15 protein-coding genes are annotated in these 21,982 nt (G+C 50.2%); 12 read left to right on the top strand and 3 right to left on the bottom strand.

Annotation, left to right across the window (positions count from 1 at the left end; all coding sequences use genetic code 11):
- Nucleotides 1-615: 615 nt before the first annotated feature.
- Nucleotides 616-1,287 carry an MBL fold metallo-hydrolase gene (locus tag I8J30_RS23850; RefSeq protein ID WP_210662397.1) on the top strand — a complete coding sequence of 224 codons (672 nt, stop codon included), beginning with the start codon at nucleotides 616-618 and terminating at the stop codon, nucleotides 1,285-1,287.
- Here I8J30_RS23850 and I8J30_RS23845 read toward each other — a convergent pair.
- The 3 genes from I8J30_RS23845 to I8J30_RS23835 all read right to left on the bottom strand — a co-directional run bounded on the left by I8J30_RS23845 (nucleotide 1,284) and on the right by I8J30_RS23835 (nucleotide 5,886).
- A complete protein-coding gene (locus tag I8J30_RS23845) occupies nucleotides 1,284-2,249 on the bottom strand; it encodes a helix-turn-helix transcriptional regulator (RefSeq protein WP_210662394.1) in 966 nt (321 codons plus the stop codon). The genes I8J30_RS23850 and I8J30_RS23845 overlap by 4 nt on opposite strands.
- Nucleotides 2,250-2,265: 16 nt before the next feature.
- Nucleotides 2,266-3,132 (bottom strand): RluA family pseudouridine synthase, encoded by an 867-nt coding sequence (locus I8J30_RS23840; RefSeq protein ID WP_338044931.1) that lies wholly within the window; start codon nucleotides 3,130-3,132, stop codon nucleotides 2,266-2,268.
- A 1,920-nt stretch (nucleotides 3,133-5,052) separates the two neighbouring features.
- Entirely contained in the window at nucleotides 5,053-5,886 is an 834-nt protein-coding gene (locus I8J30_RS23835; RefSeq protein ID WP_210662390.1) for a phytanoyl-CoA dioxygenase family protein, read from the bottom strand.
- 146 nt (nucleotides 5,887-6,032) lie between these two features.
- Between I8J30_RS23835 and I8J30_RS23830 the strand changes: the two genes are divergently transcribed.
- From I8J30_RS23830 to I8J30_RS23780, 11 genes are all read left to right on the top strand, one after another.
- Complete coding sequence (locus tag I8J30_RS23830) at nucleotides 6,033-6,914, top strand: helix-turn-helix transcriptional regulator (protein ID WP_210662387.1); 882 nt, start codon at nucleotides 6,033-6,035, stop codon at nucleotides 6,912-6,914.
- Nucleotides 6,915-7,085: 171 nt separating this feature from the next.
- Nucleotides 7,086-8,684 carry a stalk domain-containing protein gene (locus I8J30_RS23825; RefSeq protein ID WP_210662385.1) on the top strand — a complete coding sequence of 533 codons (1,599 nt, stop codon included), beginning with the start codon at nucleotides 7,086-7,088 and terminating at the stop codon, nucleotides 8,682-8,684.
- Nucleotides 8,685-8,833: 149 nt separating this feature from the next.
- Nucleotides 8,834-10,639 carry a B12-binding domain-containing radical SAM protein gene (locus tag I8J30_RS23820; protein WP_210662384.1) on the top strand — a complete coding sequence of 602 codons (1,806 nt, stop codon included), beginning with the start codon at nucleotides 8,834-8,836 and terminating at the stop codon, nucleotides 10,637-10,639.
- A gap of 68 nt (nucleotides 10,640-10,707) precedes the next feature.
- Nucleotides 10,708-11,700, top strand: a complete 993-nt coding sequence (gene mgrA / locus I8J30_RS23815; protein ID WP_210662383.1) for an L-glyceraldehyde 3-phosphate reductase — start codon at nucleotides 10,708-10,710, stop codon at nucleotides 11,698-11,700.
- A 372-nt stretch (nucleotides 11,701-12,072) separates the two neighbouring features.
- Nucleotides 12,073-12,849 carry a class I SAM-dependent methyltransferase gene (locus I8J30_RS23810; protein WP_210662382.1) on the top strand — a complete coding sequence of 259 codons (777 nt, stop codon included), beginning with the start codon at nucleotides 12,073-12,075 and terminating at the stop codon, nucleotides 12,847-12,849.
- A gap of 86 nt (nucleotides 12,850-12,935) precedes the next feature.
- Entirely contained in the window at nucleotides 12,936-14,333 is a 1,398-nt protein-coding gene (locus I8J30_RS23805; RefSeq protein ID WP_210662381.1) for a response regulator transcription factor, read from the top strand.
- Nucleotides 14,330-16,060, top strand: a complete 1,731-nt coding sequence (locus tag I8J30_RS34070) for a cache domain-containing sensor histidine kinase (RefSeq protein ID WP_210662380.1) — start codon at nucleotides 14,330-14,332, stop codon at nucleotides 16,058-16,060. Before I8J30_RS23805 ends, I8J30_RS34070 begins: the two co-directional genes overlap by 4 nt.
- Before the next feature lie 184 nt (nucleotides 16,061-16,244).
- A complete protein-coding gene (locus tag I8J30_RS23795; RefSeq protein ID WP_210662379.1) occupies nucleotides 16,245-17,954 on the top strand; it encodes an extracellular solute-binding protein in 1,710 nt (569 codons plus the stop codon).
- Nucleotides 17,955-18,026: 72 nt separating this feature from the next.
- On the top strand, nucleotides 18,027-18,917 hold the full coding sequence (locus I8J30_RS23790) for an ABC transporter permease (RefSeq protein ID WP_210662378.1): 891 nt from the start codon (nucleotides 18,027-18,029) through the stop codon (nucleotides 18,915-18,917).
- Between the two features lie 16 nt (nucleotides 18,918-18,933).
- Nucleotides 18,934-19,827 carry a carbohydrate ABC transporter permease gene (locus I8J30_RS23785; RefSeq protein WP_210662377.1) on the top strand — a complete coding sequence of 298 codons (894 nt, stop codon included), beginning with the start codon at nucleotides 18,934-18,936 and terminating at the stop codon, nucleotides 19,825-19,827.
- An 18-nt stretch (nucleotides 19,828-19,845) separates the two neighbouring features.
- Entirely contained in the window at nucleotides 19,846-21,972 is a 2,127-nt protein-coding gene (locus tag I8J30_RS23780; RefSeq protein ID WP_210662376.1) for a DUF5054 domain-containing protein, read from the top strand.
- Nucleotides 21,973-21,982: the final 10 nt, after the last annotated feature.

Raw genomic sequence — 21,982 nt, 5'->3', positions numbered from 1 at the left:
ATTCCATTTTCCAAACAACAACCGTTGCTAATCACAGTTTACGCTGATCTTGCTCTTACTGTTGATGGATCCTCATTTTCAAATTTGTTATTGTTGTAAATCTCGCTTTAGACCGAAAAGCTTAACCTGACCATTGACCGTATTATCCGACTTTGCTCACCGTTTCCCGCATGCCCCGAAAACAACTATACCGGATAACTCCTTTCCCGAATCATTGAGGGACATACTTCGCTAACCTTCTTCAATGGACTATCCCCTCTCAGAGAAAGTGGAGATCTTCTCGATCAACCAGCTTTCTTCTCTTCCCGAACCTCTCGGCGTGGGGGCGAGCTGCTTGTTTGATCTGACCTTAGTGTACAGGCAATTCGCCTATTATGTAAATATTCAGAAAAATCAAAATAATGCTAATCTGTCGAGATATTTGCCTATTATCTCAGCTTTCCTCGCGATTCTTTACAATTCCTCCATATATCGAAACATGTCGTTTTTTGAAGACGGGAGAAACGGTATTGACAGAAAGGGAGTTGGGGCATATATTATAACCAGTGGTTAGTAACCGTTGGTTATTGAATTCGCAGCGGGGTAGAAAAGTGGGAATAGGAGTGGATATGAAGGATGAAATCCGAGCAAATTTCTGAGCATGTATGGTGTTTACGGACATGGATGGTTATCCCTTTGCGGGTATGGGTGGTACGTGAGGAAGATGGCGTTACGTTGGTGGATGCGGGTATTCCGCTCATGACCAAGGGTATTATTTCTTTTATAGATCAATTGCAGGCAGGACCGCTTAAACGTATAGTACTTACCCATGGGCATTCGGACCATGTTGGTGCGATTACGGGATTACTGGCTCGTTACCCGGATGCCGAAGTATATGCGCATGAAATTGAGTTTCCGTACATGGAGGGGAACAAACCGTATCCGGGGCGTAAGAAAGCAGCGCAGTCGGTTAAAGCAGGATTGGCAAAGCCGCTTGAGCAGGAGGGCGGTGAACTCGCCAATATAGGGAGCTTGAGCGTTTATCATACGCCGGGTCATGCACCGGGTCATGTCGTGTATTTTCACAAGCAAGATGGCATGCTGCTGGCGGGAGATTTATTTACTTCGAAGAAAGGGCGTTTGCGCAAGCCGATGGCGATGTTTACGGCAGATATGGCCGAAGCGATTCGCAGCAGCGAAATCGTGCGGCAGCTGAAGCCGAAACGATTGGAGATTTGTCATGGGGGACCGGTCATGCAGCCCGCCGCACAGCTCGATGAGTATCAAGCTGCAAGCAGGGCGCATTAACGGGAATGGTGCTGAAGAAGCTGGCCGGCGATTTCAACCAGCCGTTCTTGCAGCTGCAGCGGCTCCAGTACTTGAATGCGCGTTCCGAAGCTGAGCAGGTGATAGGGGACGTAAGTTTGGAGCAAATGATTTTCGATCATAAAGCGGCCGGTATCGACGGAACGATCGACGAGCGCTTCACTGAACAACCACATTTCGCATAGTGCATTCAGAGCTTGCAAATTGCCCTTAATCACGATGGGGATGAGCTGATCTTCCCCCTCGGATTGTCGCTTTAAATTTTGGAGCAGAAAAGAACGTGCCGAGAATGCTTCCGGACGTTCGAATACGCTATCCGTTCCGTTTAGCGCCATAATGCGGTCCACACGGAAGCTGCGCGTGGATTGCCGGAGATGGCAGTGGGCGATGATGTACCATTTGCCTCTCCAATGCACGAGGCCGTAAGGGTCAATGGAGCGCTCCTGTTCATCCAGACCGTAGCCCTTCTGATAGACCATGTGCTGCGTGGTGCAGCTTGCGACGGATTGCTCCAGCTGTTGCAGGAAACCCTCGATATTCGATGGGGGTGCGGATGGATTGACCACTTCGAACCCGACCATATGCCGTTCGATTTCGCTGCGCTGCGCCTCATTGGTGTAGCGTTTTAATTTTGTAACGGCCTGTTTCAGCACGTCTCCGTAGGGATAACCCGCTTCCTGTGCGAAGAGTGCGGCATGAATGAGCGCTTTTTGCTCCTCCAGATCGAAGAAGAGCGGCGATTCCTTGAAATGCTCAAGCAGGCTGTACCCGCCATTATGGCCGGAATCGGCCACAATCGGAACGCCGCTCGCACAGAGCGCATCGATGTACCGATATACGGTTCGGATGTGCATCTCAAGCGAGTCTGCCAGCTGCTTGGCGGTCATTCGTTTGTTTGCTTTGAGCAGCCACAGGATGGCCAGCATGTTGTCTGCTTTGGACACGGAGGGCTGCCTCCTTTTATTTGGGAATGAAACCGTCCTTGAACGGATTTAAGAATAGCTTCGGAATATCGGTTTCGAAACGAACCAGCTTGCCGGTCGACGGATGCAAGAAAGCTAAGAGCCGCGCATGGAGGCCTAGGCGAGGAATGGCTCTGGATTTGGAACCGTACTTCTTATCGCCGACTATCGGATGTCCGATGTCTTCCATGTGGACGCGGATTTGATTTTTGCGGCCTGTTTCGAGCGATACCTCGAGCAGGGAGTAGTTCCGGTTGCTCTGCAGCACTTTGTAATGGGTGACTGCATGCTGGGCGTCTGTCGGATTGGAGGTGGAGTACATTTTGAGCGTCTTGCTTTCTTTGAGATACGACGAAATGGTGCCTTCCTGCTTCTTGACTTGTCCTTCGACGAGCGCAATGTAAGTGCGCTCTTTCACCGTGTTCTGCCAAGTATTCTGCAGCTCTTGCTGCACGCGCTCGCTCTTAGCGAACATCATAACGCCGGAAGTGTCGCGGTCAAGGCGATGGACAACGAAGATCCGATTGCTTGGATCCGTCAGGCGGACATGCGCGTTTAGCTGGCGATAAGCAGTCAGCTCCGACTCTTGATCGGAGGCGATGGACAGCAGGCCCGCTTCCTTCACCACGACGATGAGATCATCATCCTCAAAAAGAATCGACAAACCAATCAGCGGAGGCGCTTCGACGATTCGCTCTTTGGAGACGGTCACCGTTTGCCCAGGCTTCAACGCAAAGTTGAACACCTTCTGCGTCTTGCCGTCCACCGCGATTTGTCCGCGGCTCAGCATCGCCTTGATGGCGTTGCGGCCTTCGCCTTTTACGCTTTGCAGCAAGAACGCCAGCAGCTCGGCGTTTTCTTGCACGGGGTAGTTGCGGCTCGGCGCCGGCGCAGCTTGACGCGGCGCTGCCGCCGCTCTGGCGGCGCCGGCGTTGCCGCGCGAAGCGGACGCGCCGCGTGAGTCGGCGGCGAAGCCGGGTTTGCCGCGCGTAGCGGATGTGCCGTGCGGGTCGGCGGCGAAGCCGGGTTTGCCGCGCGTAGCGGATGTGCCGCGCGAGTCGGCGGCGGAGCCGGGCTTGCCGCGGGAAGCGGATGTGCCGCGCGAGTCGGCGGCGGAGCCGGGCTTGCCGCGCGAAGCGGATGTGCCGCGCGAGTCGGCGGCGGAGCCGAGATTGCCGCGCGAAGCTCCCGATCCGGATTTACCGAATGCTGCGGACTGCCTTTTTCCGGCATTCGATTTTTGTTTAGGTGATCGTGGTTGTTGCTTGTTATCCATCTATAAACGCTCCTAGTACGAATTGTATATTCATTTTACTATACCGAAAGAAACGCGGTCATACAAATAACACATTGCCCGCGTAGACGAATCCTGTGCGAAGTGTCGTCTAGGATGCTCGAAATGGTTGTTGGTATGAGTGAGTTTCGCAGAATATGGGCGATATACCGCGAACAGCAGCAAAACGAGGCCGAAGTGGTGCACATAAGCAGATATATTGCTATTAATGTAGCACAAGCGCCGCAACCAGAGTAAATTAGCCCTTCCGGGAGGCTGTAAGCGGATATACCGCTAAAGCTGCTGCACAATCGCCGAAACTAGACTAAATTAGCCGTTCTGGGGGGCTATAAGCGGATATACCGCTTATAGCAATCAAACGAGGTCGAAGTGGAGCACATTAGCGGCTATACCGCTAAAGCTGCTGCACAATCGCCGAAACTAGACTAAATTAGCCGTTCTGGGGGGCTATAAGCGGATAGACCGCTTATAGCAACCAAACAAGGTCGAAGTGGAGCACGTTAGCGGATATACCGCCAAAGCTGCTGCACAATCGACGAAACTAGACTAAATTAGCCGTTCTGGGGGCTACAAGCGGATAGACCGCTTATAGCAACCAAACAAGGTCGAAGTGGAGCACGTTAGCGGATATACCGCTAAAGATGCTGCACAATCGCCGAAACTAGACTAAATTAGCCGTTCTGGGGGGCTACAAGCGGATAGACCGCTTATAGCAACCAAACGAGGTCGAAGTGGAGCACGTTAGCGGATATACCGCTCTCAATGTCGCCAGGCAATCATAGTAACTAGGAATAACCAGACTCTGAGCACACATACCACCTCAAAAAGCCATCGTCTGAACCTGAGAGTGGGGAAATCCGACTCTCAGAGGCGAAATCACAGAAAAACGAAGTCGAGAGTCGGGAAAACCGACTCTCAGAGCACGTACCACCCCAAACTAGCCGTAGTCCGATCCTGAGAGTAGGGAAATCCGATTCTCAACGGCGAAATCATAGAAAAACGAAGCTGAGAGTCGGAAAAACCGACTCTCAGCAAACGAAACAGCCCCGGATCAGCCCGGCGGGAGTCGGAAGTGCCAAAATGGAACGCTCAGCAACGAATTAGCCGAAAAATGCAGCTGAGAGTACCAAAATCGCACTCTCAGCACACAAAACCGCCCCAGATCGGCCACGGCGAGAGGCGAGAGTTTCATAATGGAACGCTCAACAGCGAACTAGCCGAAAAATGCAGCTGAGAGTACCAAAATCGCACTCTCAGCAAATGAAACAGCCCCGTATCAGCCACGGCGGGAAGCGAGAGGCGAGAGTTCAATAATGGAACGCTCAGCAGCGAACCAGCCGGAAACCTCGCGAAAAACAAACCCATTCCGCCGCCCCCGCCGCTCCAGCCACCCCAAAGTCCGCCCAGCCGCCCCGCGTCCCCCACCCGCCCCGCTCCCGCCGCAGGCGGCACAAAAAAACCGAGGCGCACAAGCGCCTCGGTTCCGATCTCTTAAACCTCTACCCCTTGCCTCCGGTACACCTCCGGAAAATGCTCACCGACCAGCAGCTCGCCCGGCTGGACGTTCACATAAGAGAGCATGACATGCTCGCCAACGGGCTCGTAGCGGGTATGGCCCGGCATATAATGAACCGCGATGGCGCGGCGTTTCATGTCGGAGCGATTATGCGGGCTGCCGTGCCAGGTCAGGCAGTGGTGGTAGCCTACTTGGCCTTTTTTGATTTCGAACGGCACCGCTTCGACGACGGCGTTGTTCGGCAGCATCTCCGGACGCTTGTGGAACGGCTTGAAGTCTTTCGTGCTGGAGAGGTAACGCTGGTGGTTGCCCCACTTGTGGCTGCCCGGCACCATCCACATGCAGCCGTTCTCGATGACAGCATCATCAAGCGCGACCCAAGCACTCACAAGATCAGCAGGCTGGATGATCGGCCACAGCGGATGATCCTGATGCCATGCAGTCGGCCCGCCGGTAACCGGAGGCTTATATTGAATCTGATCATGCCAGATACGCAGCGAATTGGTATGCGACAGTTGTGCAACCTCCTCGCAGATGACCGGATGAGCGGCATGCTGCAAGAACCGATCACTCGCGAGCCAAATATTCACGATTTGCACGACTTTCTCGCTCGCGATCATTTTCATATTGTCGTAAGGAGAGTCCGATGATAGCATGTTGTGGTTCAGAACCGGCTTTTTCACCGTTTCGCCATTCATGACTTTATCCAATTCTTCGCGCAGCGCCTCAACCTCCGAATCGCTGAGCACGACGTCGCCTTTCAGAAACCCGTTGTTTTCAAATTCCGTGATTTGTGCTTGACTTAACATAGAATGATTCCTCCCTGACCCCTGGTTAGTTGCCTTTCCTTCACTGCTATGTGCTAAGCATAAAGCAATTTGAAAGCGGTGTATTTACACATACACAACAGGGCTTTGCACTTTTCAAATATTGTGATGAAGGAGTCGATCCCCATATGTCGCTGCCGCATTCCGATTACCTAATCGGGGCGATCGAAGATCTGCTGCCTACCGTTAATTTCGCAAGTCATGCCGAAGCAGTGCCGCAAATGGTGTTTGGACCCCGAATAATACCGGACTACCAGCTGTTCTACATCCTCTCAGGAGAAGCTGAAGTGCGTATCGGATCAGAACGCTGCATCCTGGGACCGGGAGACAGCGCGCTGTATGGCCCTCATTGTCCACATAAGCTGACGATAGCCAGTGAGGTCGTCTTTATCGGCATCCATTTTACCTACCGCGGTCCTTCACTGGAGCCCGTGCATCCGGCATTTACAATAGAGAGCTGCAGTGAGGAGACGCTTCTCTCCAGCAAACGAAGCAGCTACAAACTCGAAATTGCAGGCCAGGAGGAACTGGAGCTGCCGCCTTTCTTCACCATACCGGGGCTTGAACCGATAATGATGCGGATTGTAAAAGAGTACCTAAACGAACAGCCCGGCTACACGATCGTCATGCGCGCACTCATGACGGAGCTGCTGGCGGTTATCGTTCGGAACCAACTGACGAAACGTCCAAAATCGCAAGAGCAGCGCAAAATCGACCCGGCCCTGCTTGCCATAAATAAAGAACCGGAGAAGAACTGGAGCGTCGCCGAGCTTGCCGCGCTATGCGGCTACCATGTCATTTACTTCTCCTCGCTATTCCGGAAATGCACCGGCGAGAGCCCGAAGCAGTATCTCATCTCCGAGCGGATTCGTAAGGCCAAGTACTACTTGCTAAGCGGGGACAAGATGGAGGTTATTGCGGAACGGCTGGGCTATGCGAGCGTTCATTATTTTTCTCGGAATTTCAAGGACGAGACGGGACTTACGCCGACGGAGTTCAAGCAGCAGTAGTTCTATGATTTCAAGCAGTAGCGCTATGATTTTCAAGCAGCAGTAGCACTATGTTTTTCAAGCAGCACCATGGTTTTCTAGTATCTAGCAAATGGCATTTGATAGACAAAATAGAGGGTGGATGATACGATAGTTTGATGTAAGATTTAGGGATTATTGGAGGAAACACGCGTGAGTCTGACTATGAAATTGAAGCAAAAATGGCTCTTATCCGTCTTATCTGCAGGACTTGTATTAGCACCATTCTCCATGAACGTGAATGTGAATACAGCTGATGCCGCAACAAGCTTCGCGACAAGCTCCACGGCCGGCTCAGCAGCAACCCCGGCAGATTATGCAGCAGCCGCTGCTAAATCGACCCAGACAACTTCCGTCCTCGTAGACGGGAAGAAGCTGGCGATCAGCCCCTCGCCGCTCACGTTGAAGGGAACGACTTTCGTTCCGATGCGGGTGATCTTTACGGCGCTAAAGGCGAGTGTAACGTGGGAACCGACGACCAAGACCATTATTGCTGTTAAGGGACGCACTACGATTTCCCTGCAGCTTGGCAATAAGAAAGCCATCAAGAATGGCAAAACGATCCTGCTGTCGCAAGCGCCGCAGCAATTGAATGGCGCTGCGATGGTGCCGCTTCGTTTCATCGCAGAGGCGCTTGGAGCCGATGTACAGTTCGATCAGGCGAAGCATGTAATCCGCATCACGTCTGCTGAAGCCATCGAACAGAAGCTGGAGACGGACGAGCAAGCAGCGCTGGAGAAACATCCGGTTCTCATGACAACCAAACAAATCGTCGCGAAGAACGATAATAAAGTCGTGATGATCATGACGGACACTGCGCAAGGCAGCGGGGTTGTCATTGGGAAAGATGAGATTTTGACCAATTATCATGTCATTGCGGATGCGACTAAAGGAAGCGCGCTGCTGCTGAACGGTACGGAACTGGAAATTCAAGGCGTTGTCGGCTACAACGAGAATTACGATCTGGCTATCGTGAAGACGAAGACGGCGCTTAAGGTCGATCCCGTTGAAATCGGTGTCGGCGCATCCAAAGGGGATCATGTCGTAGCGATCGGCAGTCCGCTGGGTCTGCAAAATACGATCTCAGACGGCGTAATCAGCAACGTTACCTTTGATGGCGCGCAATATTATCAAATCAGTGTGCCAATCGATCATGGCAGCTCCGGCGGCGGTTTGTTTAATGACTACGGCGAGCTGATCGGGATTACGGCTGCAGGTATTGATACCACGCAGGCGGATTTGAATTTCGCGGTCTCCTCTATGAATATCTTAATGCTGAAATACGATTTGGAAGAAACGCCGCCGAAGACAATCGAATTTCTGCCTCCTACTCTCCCGAAAACGCTGGTAGGGGAATCAACGGATACGATCAAGAAGCTGATCAAGGATGAGTTTGCGGAGCTGCAAACAACAGGCGGCACAACCGAGCTGGGTCAAGTGGACGTGAAACGGGATGCGCAAGGATGGCTCGTTGTAACTGCCGTGATCGATCCGGCGATTTATATGCAGTACGGTCATGCATCCAGTGAAGATTTGCGCACTTGGGCACTGAACACCGGCTACGAGCTGCGCCGTATGCTCCCGGAGGATACGATTCAACTGCTCGTGTATTACGATCAAGAGTTTAGCTTCGAGCCGCGCGGCTTCGCGCCGGATGAAGTGACCGCGCTTGGCAACGGCAAATGGCGCGTGAAATTCCCGGTCATTTCGTACCAAGGCAAAGATAAAGTATTCGTCAGCGTCCGCGCATAGCGGATGGAGCAGTCCGGTTGGCCAGGCAGAATGCGTATGCAGTCGCCGAGCCATAGGGGCTGCTCTTCTTTTTTATGTTGATTTTCGTTACAATGGGATAGTTAAGCTAGTCTGGGTTCATATTCAAGCAAATGAAGGAATGACGTTCAATGAAAGTAGTGCTCTCCACTTTAAACGCAAAATATATACACACCTCGCTCGCGCTGCGCTGTTTGAAGGCATACGCCGAGAAGGATTTTGATATCGATATCGCGGAGTTTACGATTAAAGACCCTGCGATGAACATCGTCGCTGACTTATTTGCCCGCAACCCCGATGTTGTGGGCTTCTCCTGCTATATTTGGAACATCGAAGAGACGATTACGGTCATCGACATGCTGCGGAAAATCAAACCCGAGATCCGCATCGTCCTCGGCGGTCCGGAAGTGAGCTACGACACGGCGTTCTGGTTGGAGCGTCTGCCACAGGTCGACTATATCGTCGTTGGGGAAGGGGAAGAGACCTTCCACCACTTGCTTACGGAGCTTGCGGATACGCGCAAATTCCATCTGGTGTTTGGCCTTGCCTACCGGAAGGAGCACCAAGATGGCCGAATGGAGATTATCGTGAATCCGCCTCGGCCGAAGCTTGATCTGGCTACGCTGCCTTCGCCGCATCGTTTCGAGGAGGATGTGCCGCGCCTGGCAAGCCGCGTCGTCTATTTCGAGACAAGCCGCGGCTGTCCGTTCAGCTGCCAGTTCTGCTTGTCGAGCATCGAGGTCGGCGTCCGTTACTTCGATATGGAGCGCACCAAATCGGATCTGCTCTATCTGATTAATGCCGGCGCGAAGCTCATTAAATTCGTTGACCGCACGTTCAATATTAAGCGCGATTACGCGCTGGAGATATTCCGTTTTCTCATCGAGAATCACGGCGGCTGTGTCTTCCAGTTTGAAATCACGGCGGATATTATGCGTCCGGAAGTGCTGGATTACTTAGCGGAGCACGCGCCGCCGGGCATCTTCCGCTTCGAGATCGGCGTGCAATCGACTAATGATCTGACGAACGAAGCCGTACAGCGCCGCCAGAATTTTGCCAAGCTGACGCGGACGGTGATGAAGGTCAAGGAAAGCGGCAAAATCGATCAGCATCTCGATTTGATCGCCGGTTTGCCTCATGAGAACTACGATTCGTTCCGCAAGACGTTCAACGACGTGTTTGAGCTGCGTCCCGAGGAGCTTCAGCTTGGCTTCCTCAAGATGCTGCGAGGCACGGGCATGCGCCTTGACGCGGAGAAGCACGGCTATATCTATATGGACCGTGCGCCATACGAAATTCTCGGCAATGCTATCATGCCGTTCTCGGACATCGTTCGGATCAAACGCGTAGAGGACGTGCTCGAGAAATACTGGAATGCGCATCGGATGGATCATACGCTGCTTTATCTGGTGGAGCGGGCATTCCCGTCGGCCTTCGACTTCTTCCAGCAGTTCGGCGATTATTGGGAAGGCCGCGGCTGGCAGAAGATCGGTCATCAACTGGAGGACTTATTCTCGCGGCTGTGGGCGTTTCTTACGGAAGCCCATGCGAAGGATGAAGCTGCAACTTGGCAGCTTGATGTTGCACTGGGGCTGATGAAACTCGATTACTTCTTGAATCACAACTACAAGCCGCGCAAAGTGTGGTGGGAGTTCAGCATGGAGAAGGCAGAGTGGAGCGGCTGGATGCAGCGTCTAGCCGAGCGTCCTGGGGATGTATCGGAAGTTTTTGCCGCAATGGGGCTTGGCGAGAAGGAGCTTCAGAAGCATGCCGTCATCGAGAGACTGCCGTTCCAATTGAAGCGGTACTTGGAGGAAGGCGTCGTTTCGATGGAAGAAGAAACGCTGCTCGTTGTCATCTATAGCGGAGGCGGCAAGGGCGATTCCCGGTCACCTGAATTCTTTACCCAATCGCTGGTTCCTTCCAGCTTAACTTGAGCCGGTCTGGTATATGGTGTAAACTCTAAGAGGTTTTATATAATCCGGACTACTAAGGAGCAATGAACATGGTATATGCAGCTAATCAAGAGCGTTATGCAACGATGAAGTACAACCGTTGCGGACGTACAGGCCTTAAACTGCCTGCGATCTCGTTAGGGCTTTGGCATAATTTCGGCGGCGTGGACAAGTATGAGAACGGCCGCGCGATGCTTCATCGTGCTTTCGATTTGGGTATTACGCATTTTGACTTGGCGAACAACTACGGTCCTCCGGCAGGATCTGCAGAAGAAATGTTCGGCAAAATGATGCTCTCGGACTTTAAACCGTACCGTGACGAAATGATCATCTCCTCCAAAGCCGGTTATTATATGTGGCCGGGCCCATACGGCGAGTGGGGCTCCCGCAAGTACTTGATTGCAAGCTTGGAGCAAAGCTTGAAACGAATGAACCTCGAGTATGTCGATATTTTCTATTCGCACCGTCCGGATCCGGAAACGCCGCTTGAAGAAACAATGGGCGCGCTGGATCACATGGTACGTTCCGGCAAAGCGCTTTATGTCGGCATATCCAGCTACAGTGCAGAGCAAACGGCGCAAGCCATTGCAATCATGAAGCAGCTGGGCACGCCGCTTGTCATTCATCAGCCGAGCTATAACATGTTCGACCGCTGGGTGGAGAACGGTTTGCAGGATGTGCTGGAAGAGAACGGCGTAGGCAGCATCGCGTTCTGCCCGCTGGCACAAGGATTGCTGACGAACAAATATTTGAACGGTATCCCAAGCGATTCGCGTGCGGCAAGCTCAACAGGCTTCCTGAGCGAAAGCGCAGTGTCACCGGAGCGCGTAGCTCAACTGCAGAAGCTCAATGCCACTGCAGCGGAACGCGGACAGTCGCTGGCTCAAATGTCGCTGGCGTGGGTACTTCGCGGCGGACGCGTCACTTCGGCTCTGATCGGCGCAAGCCGCGTCAGCCAAATCGAGGACAACGTTGCAGCGCTGAACAATCTCTCGTTTACGAGCGAAGAGCTGGCTAGTATCGAAGCTATTCTTAGCCGCTAATCACATCTATAAGAAGCCTTGGAGGCATGCCTCCAAGGCTTTTCTTTTTGACAGGATCAAAATTGTGCCAATATAATGATTAATAATTCGGAGTACTCTGCTAGAGGTGGGTAAAATGAAATATAATTTTGATCACATCATTGATCGCGGAACAGTGCCAGCTTAAAGTGGGACGGGCTCGAGAACTTCTTTGGCATAACGGATGCCATTCAAAGCCGCCGTGAACTCGCTGGAATAGATTGCTTTGGATTGCGGTAAATAGCTTTTGATCTATATCATATAACGTTTTATGTAGTATACATGATTGCACTTTATCACTATAATTAGGTCCAACTCATTGAAAATGACGAATACCAATAGGTGGTGTGTATATTGGAGGATTCTGTTTTAGACTTTTATGATGACCTGGCTGAAGCGTATCACCTCATTTTCGTGGATTGGAATCAGGCTATTGCCAGACAAGGTGAGGTTTTAAGCAAAATCATTCATGCAAAGCTGGCAGATCCGGACCAAGCGGGGTACTCGCTCTTAGACTGCTCCTGCGGGATCGGCACACAAGCCATTGGGCTTGCTAATCATGGATTTCAAGTCTCGGGCACTGATTTAAGTTCCGTTTCAATAGAAAGAGCTAGAGAAGAGGCAGCAGCTTTCGGGGTTGAAATAATCTTCGGGGTCGCTGATTTTCGTTCGTTGGCACAAGAGGTTCCAGGTACGTTTGATGTCGTTCTTTCCGCAGATAACGCGGTCCCGCACCTCCTGACCGATGATGATTTATATCTCGCTCTAAGCAATATGTACGCGAAGGTTAAGAATGACGGCGTTCTTCTGATCACCATCAGGGATTACGATGAGCTGGCACCGGAAAAGCCCAGAGCTACAGAGCCGCGCGTTTTCGACCAGGGTAAGCGCATTGTATTTCAGGTTTGGGATTGGGCAGATGATGCAACGACCTATCAGACGAACCAGTTTATTCTGCAAGAAATAAACGGAAGTTGGATAACGAAGCACAATAAAACCAGGTACAGAGCTTTATTGCGTGATGAATTAACAGCGATGTTGATGAAAGCGGGATTCTCGGAAATCGAGTGGTTGATGCCATCCGAATCCGGGTATTATCAGCCTGTAGTAACGGCGAGAAAAATAAAGTGAGCGATTAAGGGGTACCGAGGTGTTCAAAAAGCCGCCTTTTTATAAGGCGGCTTTTCTATAGATTCCAGCAAAAGGGGGGAGTTTTAATGATTACAGCACTCGTCGTGGACGATGAGAAACTAGCCAGGAAGGGCTTTATTTCGATCGTACCCTGGGAGCAATTCGAGATTGAAATCATTGGTGAAGCGGTCAATGGAAAAATAGCGCTCGAGTTTATGCAGCAGCATCAGGTTGACCTTGTTTTTATAGATTTGACTATGCCGGTTATGAATGGCATTGAGCTCATGAAAGCCATTCGGGAGCAATTTCACCAGACCAGAATGGTTGTGCTTACTTGCCATCAGGACTTTGACTACATTCAAGAGGCACTGCGCTTAGGCGCATTGGATTATATCGTAAAGACGCAGCTCGACACAGAGAAGATCGAAGAAATCATCGGCCGGATCTTGGACCGTATTGAACACGAAAGCGCAGGCTCGTATCGTAAGGAGAAACCGGGAGGCCAGCATTTCGGGCTGTTGGTTGACGTGGCTGCTGCCGACACGCCGCATCAACGTGCATTCCCCGCCGAGATCAACAGATCCGAGCATGTCCTTGATGTAAGCAGCGGCATGTGGCTGTTCCGCAAGGAGCATCAAGAAATCGACGGCGTCACCCGGCAATTTGTAACTAGTCATGAGAATTGGCTATGGGTGGATATTGAAGGCGCAAGTCAAGAATCGGTGAATGGGATCAGCAAAGCAGTCCAGTCCGAAACACCCAAGCAAATCTATTATGACTTTCAGCCCGGTCAGAAATTCGGTTTCGTTTCCTTAAACATGCCGGCTTTGGACGAGACGAAACGGTCGAATGACTGGGACAAGTTATATAGCAATTGGAGAGAGATGAACTGGATTTATGAGGATGAAGCGTTCCAAGCGATTCTCGTAGCAATCGCCGATTTAAGACCTAATCACGATACGATCATGAAGCTGATTGATGAGCAGCTTGTTCTATGGTTCACCGTATTAAGCGAGGATGGATTCGGAGACATTCTGGCAGATAAAAATACGCTTTACTTCTGGCATCAAACCTCGGCGTGGCTCGCAGCTTTACGAGAAGCTCTGCGCTTTAGAACGGGAGCGTTTCCGTACTCTACAGATATTATCATCCTTGTTATGAAGGCCATTCGCCTTATCCATGAAAGCAGCGACTATGATTTTAATCGCGATGAATTGGCGGCAAAGTTCTTAATGAGCGGCAGCTATTTCAGCCGGTGCTTTAAAGATATCGTAGGGAAGCCTTATAGCGAGTACACCAAACATTTGCGTTTGGAGAAGGCAGTTGTCTTGATCGAGTCAACGCTGCTGCCGATCTACACCATTGCCGAAAAAACGGGTTTTCAGGATGAAAAGTATTTTAGCCGCGTCTTCTTCAAACAGTTCGGGAGAAATCCGCTGGATCATCGAAAACAGTTCGGGAAGAAAAGCGGGAGGACATTGTGAACGCACCTATACCCAAACTGCGAAGAGCACGATCGCTCAAAAATAAACTCATTCTCATTCTGCTGCTCAGCGCATTCATTCCGTTAGCTCTGTTAGGATGGGTATCGTATCTATCCATTGAAGAAATCACGAGCAAGAAAATTGAAAGCGGTTTATTCAACTCGCTCAACCAGGGCAGCTACAACCTGAACAGTACGCTGAATAATATGGATTACGCTTCGCTGCAGCTCACCAATGAAGGCAACGTCGGTCAGAAATTGACGGATTATTTGACGACGGAGAGCATTTATCAGCAAATGGAGCTGAGTCAAGATATCCAGCAGAACTTGAACCTGGTTAACTTTACGAACCCTAATCTTGGCGTTATGTTTTATTATTTTCCGAAGAATAAAGAAGTGAAGTTTGAGAACCTGGTTGTGGATCGCAATTTCAGCTTCGATAAACTGCCTCGTCTGGCAGCAGGGAAAGCCGTGACCTTCTACGGGCCGCATGAAACGCTGTATCGTTACGGAAAGAAGAAGATTGTATTTTCATTGGTAAGGCCCGTGTATTTAACGGGGGAAGACCAAGTGTACCTGTACGTGGAAGCGAATAATAAATTGTTCGAACAAATCATGGACAAGCAGCAATATGGCATGAAGGCTTCTAATGTACTGATCAATGATCAAGGCAGCATCGTTTACAGCGATTTTCCGGAGAAATATCAGGTTGGACAACCGTTTGCGACCGCCGGCACAGGCGGCACGTTTAAAGAGAAGCAAGGGGACTACTATATCTTCGGTCAACCTAATGAGCAAGGATGGACGCTGATGGTCGTCATTGCGAAACAAGATTTCGAGAAAGAGTTCCATAAATGGCTGGTCAAATATATTTTAATTGGTTCCGGCAGCCTATTCGTCAGTCTGTTGTCTGCTTATGCGCTGTGGCGAACGGTTTATCGTCCCTTAAAGAAAGTCGGCCATGACATTCAACTGCTGGCAAGCAGCAAATTCGATTCTCCGGTCAGCTACACCAACATTAAAGAGTTTGATATTGTCATGCAAAAATCCTATCAGATGAGAACCCGAATTCAGGATCTGATCGGCGATATCGAGCTGAGAGAAACGAACAAGCGGCAGTTAGAGGTGGAGAAGCTGCTGTATCAAATCAACCCGCACTTTATTCACAACACCTTAAATACGATCCAATGGCTTGCCCGGATGAAGGGCCAAACGGAGATCGACCAGTTTGTATCGGTCTTTACCCGCATTCTTCACTATAACCTTGGAAAAAAAGGAGAAATCGTGCCGCTCCGAGATGAATTGGCAGCCATACATGACTATATCGCGCTGCAGCGTGTCAGGTACGATTGCGAGTTCCAGGTCGTTACCGACATTGATGAGGGGCTGCTCGATACGGACGTCCCCCGCTTCATTCTGCAGCCGATCGTTGAGAATGCGCTGTATCACGGCCTAAGCGACGAGAATGGAAAAATAACGCTCGACATTCATAAAGTCAGCGATCATTACTTGATCATCGAAGTCATCGATAACGGCGAAGGGATGACAGCAGAGGAGATCGCCAAAGTCATGCTGGAAGAGAAAAATCCGCTGCGGGACTCCGGTCTTGGCATCGGACTCGATTATGTCAAGAGAGTCATCCAAGCCCATTACGGCGATGACTGCCTATTCTCCATAGACAGCCGGATCGGGCAAGGAACGACGGTAACGCTGAAGATTCCTTTTTAGCGCTTCGGGTACAAGATAGGTGCGAAAATGGTTACAACAGGTGAGAAAATGAGATTATCCGTGTTCAACCTCAGCGAATGACGAACCAAATTCTAACCAGCAACAGCAGGCTTCTCTCACTTTATTTGCCCTGCCAAAGGTAAGATAAAGACGTAGTGATATAGATCATCAAGGGGGATGAAAGATGAAGGGCAAGAGCAGATGGGCAGCACTCAGTTTAGTATCGCTAATGCTTTTGGTAAGCGCTTGCGGAGGCAATAGCGGGAACAACGCAAGCAACTCAGATGGCAGCAAAAATACCAACACAGCCAATTCCTCAACGAATGCCGGGGCGGATACGGCAACGAATACTGCGTCGGACGCAGCGCAGCCAGACCCGTTCGGTAAATTCGATCAACCTATTTCACTTTCAATTGCGAAAGCGATTAACTCCAAAAATGTCACCTTCCAAAACGGTGATACGGTTGAAGACAACGAGTTCACTCGCTGGGTCGATAAGAAATTGAACGTGAAGGTGACGCATGCATGGCAGGTGGAAACGCCTGAAGCTTACGAGCAGAAGCTTGGTGTATCCATGGCGAGCCGAGATTTGCCCGATGCATTCCTCGTGAATGAGCAGCAGCTCAAGCAGCTCGTAGCAGCCGATCTTATTGAAGATTTGACGGACGCTTATAACAGCAACATCAGCCCTCTCATTAAAGGCTACTACGATTCCTATGGCGAGCGCGTGCTAAAAAGAGCGACATTCGACGGTAAATTGATGGCGCTTCCAAATACGAATATCGGCCAGCAATACAATATTATGTGGGTTCGCCAGGACTGGCTGGACAAATATAACTTGCAAGCGCCTAAGACAGTTGACGAGCTGATGTCGGTAGCTAAAACATTTATCGATAACGATGCTGCCGGCAATGGTAAAACGCTTGGCATTAGCGGTGTTCCTTCGCTTGCCGGCTGGAATAACTTCTCCGGCTTCGACCCCATTATGAGCACATTCCACGCGTTTAAAGGCCAATGGCTGAAGGACGCTGCAGGCAACGTCGTGTACAGCTCGACATTGCCTGAGATGAAGACGGCACTCGGCAAATTGAGTGAAATGTATAAGCAAGGCTTAATCGACAAAGAGTTCGCGATCCGTAAAGATCCGGCTGAAGTTGTAGCTAACAACCAAGTCGGTATCGTCTTTGGGCCATGGTGGATTTCCTACTGGCCGCTGAACGACTCGGTCAAAAATGATCCGAAAGCGGAATGGAAGCCGTTTATCGCTCCTCTTGATAGCGAAGGCAAGTTCAATACGGTTGACCAGGATCCAACAGGTCAATACCTTGTCGTAAGAAAAGGCTATGAGCATCCGGAAGCGGTAGTGCGCGTACTGAATGTGGAATATAACGGTATTCGTAAGATTGACCCGGAGGCGGCTGAACTGTATAAGGATCAACCTGCCGTTCAGCAGAAATGGGAGCTGTGGCCATTCTCGCTTCAAGTTGGCCCAGAAACCACAGTATACGATACGCATGCGCAGGCTCAAGCTGCCGTAGACGCAAAAGACGATTCGACATTGGATACGGAGCTTAAAGGCTGGTACAAGGATTACTTTACAAATCAAGCTAATCCGAAGAAGGATTTGGCCGCTTGGGCCAACGCTACGGCAAGATTCGAAGGCGCAAAGCTTATGAATGCCGACAATGTCGTATTCTCTAATAACCTGTACTTCGGAAAAACAAAGTCGATGCAAACGAAGTGGTCCATTCTGGAGAAGCTCGAGAACGAAACGTTCCTGAAGATCATTATGGGCGAGCAGCCTCTAGACAGCTTCGATAAGTTCGTAGAGCAATGGAATACGCTTGGCGGTAAACGTATTAGCGAAGAAGTGAAAGAAGAAATAAGCAAATAGTAAGATGGGGAAGCGCCAATGCGAAATGCTGGCGCTTCCCTTATATCATTCCATAGGACAGGTGGAACACCGATGATATCGAAAAAATGGCTGCTAAACTATCACCTGATGCTGCTTCCGGGCATCGTGCTGCTCATCATTTTCAGTACGATTCCACTGTTTGGTACCGTTATTGCGTTTCAGGATTTTATACCGGGTATTCCGATCTTTGAGCAGACATGGGTCGGATTGGATAACTTTACATTCATGCTTCAGCTTCCGGGCAGTAGACAGGTGTTCATCAATACATTAGTTATCGCTTCAATGAAGATTGTTCTGGGCATTATTATTCCAATTACGTTCGCCTTGCTGCTGCATGAAATTAGAGCGCGCGCGTTCAAACGGTTAGTTCAAACTATCGTATATTTGCCGCACTTTATGTCCTGGGTAATTCTATCCGGCATACTGATTGCGATGCTTTCTATAGACGGAATCGTCAACCAGATTACTGGATTTTTTCACATGGAGCCTATTATGTTCCTCGCCAGCAATCAATATTTTCGTCATATTATCGTTTGGAGCGATGTGCTGAAGGAATTTGGTTTCAGCGCTGTTGTCTATTTGGCTGCGCTTGCAGGCATTAATCCTTCGCTCTACGAAGCAGCTGAGATCGATGGCGCATCCAGGTTCCGCAAGCTATGGCATGTCACGATTCCCGGCATTATGCCTACTATCGTGCTGCTATCGACACTTAGCCTAGGTAATATTTTGAACGCCGGCTTCGATCAAGTGTTTAATCTGTACAATCCGCTCGTTTACTCGTCCGGCGATATTATCGATACGTACGTATACCGCATGGGCCTCGTGGATCAACAATACGGACTTGCCACCTCTGTCGGGCTAATGAAGTCTGTGATCGCTATAATATTGATCGCGCTCTCTAATAAAATGGCCGACAAGTTTGCCAACTATCGCATCTTCTAAGAAAAGGGGTCTGGGCATGGTTCTTTCAAAATCGTGGAGCAGCCGCAGCGTTGATATGTTTATCTATTTGGCTTTGATCATTATTGCGTGCATTTCGTTGTTCCCGCTCTGGTATACGATTGCGCTGTCCTTCAGTGACAAAGCTGCTGTAAATGCCGGTAGAGTATTTGCCTGGCCTGTTGGCTTCAATTTAACCTCGTATAAAATTATTTTGGAGGATCATAAATTTTTTGCAGCCTTCTACATTTCCGTAAAACGAGTGCTGCTTGGCGGTGTGATCAACTTCGTACTGACCGTTATCATGGCTTATCCGTTAGCAAGAGATAACAAGATGTTTCCGGGCAGAAAAATTTATATGTGGTATCTGGTGTTCTGCATGCTTTTCTCCGGCGGACTCATTCCGCTGTATATGACAGTGACGGAACTGAATCTGCAGAACACGCTATGGTCGCTCGTTTTGCCGGGTGCAGTGCCCATCTTTAATGTCATTCTCATTATGAATTTCTTTAGAAATTTACCTAAAGAGCTGGAAGAAGCGGCAATCGTTGACGGTTCCGGTCCGTGGCGTACGCTAGTGAGTATCTTTATTCCCGTATCGATGCCGGCCTTGGCGACTGTAACGCTATTCAGCATTGTCGGCCATTGGAATTCCTTCTTCGACGGACTCATCTACATGAACAAGCCGTCTCTCTATCCGCTGCAGACCTACATTCAACAGCTTGTCGTACGGATTGATCCGGAGTTGATGAAATCGCTGACGACGGATCAATTAATTGAGCTATCGAAGGCATCCGACAAGACGCTCAATTCGGCGAAGCTGATCGTGGCGATGATTCCGCTGCTGGCGATCTATCCGTTTCTTCAGAAATATTTTGTCCACGGCATCGTGCTTGGATCTGTCAAAGAATAAATAGGAGGTACGATGGGGATGAACAACATACGTAAAGTTCATGTTGTCTTTAAGACGCATCTGGATATCGGGTTTACGGATTTGGCAAGCCATGTCGTGGATCAATATTTTCATTCCTTTATTCCTCAAGCGCTCGATCTGGCTGACGAATTCAATCGCGAACAAGGCAAGGAAAGGTTTGTTTGGACAACCGGCTCTTGGCTTATTCATGAATTTCTGAAAACGGCTGATCCAGAGCAGAAAAAACGCATGGAAGATGGGATTGCCGCGGGCAGTATCGTTTGGCACGGACTACCGTTTACGACGCACACGGAATTAATGGATCCGGCATTATTCGAGCATGGTTTGTCGATCGCGCGCCGGCTGGATGAGAAGTATGGCAAACGTACGATCGCGGCAAAGATGACGGACGTACCCGGGCATACGATCGGCATGGTTCCCTATATGGCGAAGTACGGTATCCAATACTTGCACCTTGGCGTTAACTATGCTTCGACGAAGCCGAACGTTCCGGATGTATTCGTATGGCGAGCACAAGACGGATCGGAAATCGTCGTTAACTATGCCGGCAGTTACGGCAATATCACATTAATCGACGGTTTGGATGAAGTGCTTGTGTTCGCGCATACGAACGATAATATGGGGCCGCCGAAGGCAGCCGATATTCGGAAGCAGTTCGCGCAGCTTGCCGAACAATTCCCGGGAGCAATGATAGAAGCCTCGACAATGGATGCATTCGCCGAGAAACTGGTTGCGATGAAAGATCAATTCCCGGTCATTACCGAGGAAATTGGCGATTCATGGATCCACGGAGCAGCCTCCGATCCGCTGAAAATCGCCCACTATCGAGAGCTCTTGAAGCTGCGGAGCAAGTGGGTGGAAGAAGGCCGACTGGATGCAAGCAGCCGGCAATATGCAGACTTCTGCGATCAGCTCATGCTCATACCCGAACATACATGGGGGATGGACGAGAAGACACATTTGACCGATTTCAAGCATTATTCGGTCCCTGACTTCCATGCGGCAAGGCAAGCCGATGTCGTCGCGAAGGATGCCATCCATCCTCGTTATGGCTATTTCGGCATTTATGGCGGCGACCACTCGGAGAAGTTCGAAGCTGCTTCGGGGAAAAGCTTCAGCCTGCTTGAAAGCTCATGGCATGAACAACGGAATTACATCAATCAGGCGATATCGATGTTATCGTCAGACCTGCAAAACGAGGCACACCAGGCGCTGACGATGTTATCTCCAGATGGGTCGGATCGTGCGAATGGACGTGAATTCACCTTGGGACAGCAGCTGCTTTTAGGCTGCTTCAGTGTCGATTTTGGAATCGACGGATCGATAAATAGGCTTGTTGACGAGCGGGGCAAAGTTTGGGCTGACGATCAGCATCGGTTAGGCGTATTCGAATATGAAACGTTTGGCATGGATCACTACCAAAATTGGTATAGAGATTACGTTGTGAATTGGGCTGAAACGTATTTCTGGTCGGAGCCCGACTTCGGCAAGCCGGGCATGGAGTTTGCGGAGCCCAGACCGGAACATAAGCGATTTGTACCGCGAATCAGTCATGCGGTTGTCCGGGAAGACGAGCAATATGACGAAGTCAGTTTGCAGCTTACTATGAGCCAAGAAGCCTCGCAGACACATGGCGCTCCCAAGAAGCTTCGGATTCTGTATCGGTTCTTCAAACAGGAGAAAACAATCGAGGTCGAATTAAGCTGGTTCGATAAACAAGCCTACCGACTGCCGGAGGCGAGCTGGTTCTCCTTTGCTTTGAAGGTAGATAATCCGAACCTTTGGAGGATGGATAAGCTGGGGGAACGTGTTTCGCCGCTCGAGGTTGTTAAGAACGGCAACCGCAGCCTTCATGCCGTTCATTCAGGCGTGCATTACCACGGAAGCGATGGGAGGGTCCACGTGGAAACGTTGGATGCTCCGGTGCTGTCTCCGGGCGAGAAGAGAATGCTTCAATTCGATCAAACCTTCGCTCCATTAGATGGCGGGATGCATTTTAATCTGCACAATAATGTTTGGGGCACGAATTTCCGCATGTGGTACGAGGAGAATACTAAGTTTAGATTCGCGATCAAGTTGCATTCAAATGGGAACGGCGCTGCAGTTTCGGAAGCAGTAAGATAATCAATGTCTA

Source organism: Paenibacillus lignilyticus, from assembly GCF_017942085.1.
Lineage (GTDB): Bacteria > Bacillota > Bacilli > Paenibacillales > Paenibacillaceae > Paenibacillus_Z > Paenibacillus_Z lignilyticus.
This window is presented reverse-complemented; position numbering and strand designations above follow the sequence as displayed.